Source organism: Gordonia sp. (in: high G+C Gram-positive bacteria) (assembly GCF_012515855.1).
GTDB lineage: Bacteria > Actinomycetota > Actinomycetes > Mycobacteriales > Mycobacteriaceae > Gordonia.
Map to the genome: position 1 here is coordinate 1 of NZ_JAAYXO010000170.1, position 1,600 is coordinate 1,600.

Below are 1,600 nucleotides of genomic sequence, written 5' to 3' on the forward strand. Positions count from 1 at the left end.
CCGGTGATCTCGGCGAGCGGCCGGTCGACGTAATCGAGGGCCGCGTGCACCAGCAGGCTGACGGGTAAGAGATCGGCCGCGGCGGCCGCAACCGAGGTCTCGTCGGTGAGGTCGCAGCGCCGGATCTCGACGTCGACGCCGAAGCGGTTCGCGACGCGTGCGGCGGTCCGCTGCGCGGGTTCGCCTCCGCCGCTGCGGCTCAGCAGGGTGATCCGCCGAGCACCGTCGCGGGCGAAGCGCTCGGCCATGACGAGGCCGATCTGGCCGGTGCCGCCGGTGATGACGACGTGCGACAGGTCGGGTGCCTCGGCGACGGGATTCTCCACCGGGGCGAGCCGTTTGACGAACACCGCGCCGTCGCGGATTGCGACGGCCGACTCCCCCGCGATGTGGACCGCGGACAGCACGTCGTCGGCCGAGCCGCCGGCGGGCAGATCGAGTTGCGCGAGGCGGACCCCCGCGTTCTCGATCGCGAGGCAACGCAGGCCGGCGACGTTGGCGGCCTGCGCTGCGTCGGGGAGGTCGTCGTCGGACACCGTTTCGGCGCCGGTGGTGACGACCCAGATGGTGGCGGGCAGCTCGGCGAGGCCCCCGCGCCAGCCGGAGTCGGCGAGCAGGCCCGCCACATCGGCCTCGACATCGCCGGTGCTCGCGGGCAGCAGCAGGAGCGCGGCATCCATCGGGCCGATGTCGGCGCCGCCGACGGGCAACTGCCAGGCGACGGCACCGTGCTGCGGCGCGGTCTCACAGATGGCGGCGGCCAGCTCGTGATCGGCTCCCTCCGGGGCCAGGACGGCGATCCGCTGGGGCGCAACGAGTTTGCGACTTGCCGGACGCTGCCAGACGGTCTCGAGAACGCGGACGTCGTGATCGGTTCGGGGTGCTGCCCAGCCGGGTCGGTTGATCCGGTCGCCGGCACCGGCGTCGTGCCGAGCCCACAGGTGCGTCCTGCGCATCACCGAGTTCGGGAAGCCTTCGAGGGGAAGGCCTTTCACCCGGCCGGGCACCGCCCAGCCGGACCAATCGAATCCGGCATCGGCCGCGGCGACGGCGAGCACGTTACGCGTGAAGAGGCCGTGATCGGTGCACTCACGGCGACGGGTGCCGAGGATAGTGGTGCCCGCGTGCTGCGCGAGCGTCTCCGACAGCGCCAGGACCAGGGTGGGATGCTCGGCGATCTCGATGAACACATCGGCGCCGTCGTCGGCTGCGGCCGTGACGGCGCGGTCGAAGCGGACACGGTTGCGGAGGTTCCAGAACCAGTAGTCGCGCACGCGCATGGTCGGCTCGATCGCCTCGCCGAGGGTCGCGCCGATGCACGGGATCTGCGGGGACGCGAAGAACTCGGTCATGCCGTGCGCGTCGAATGCGGTCTTGAGCGTATCGGAGAACTTGCTGACGATGCTGGTGTGCGCCGGATAGGCGACGCGAATCTCCTTGGCGAACTTGCCTTCAGCCTCGAGGGCTGCGATGAGCCCGAGCACCGCGCCACGCTCGCCCGAGACGCACAGAATATGCGCGGAGTTGACGACCGAGAGTTCCATCCAGCCCGAGTTGCGGGCCAGCAGTCGTTCGGCCTCGTCGAGGTCGACGCCGATCA

Annotated in this window: 1 protein-coding gene; it reads right to left on the minus strand. The window is 71.0% G+C overall.

The features are described from left to right. Positions 1 to 1,600: SDR family NAD(P)-dependent oxidoreductase (locus GX543_RS12660; protein WP_290852322.1), on the minus strand; the 1,600-nt coding region annotated here is incomplete at both ends.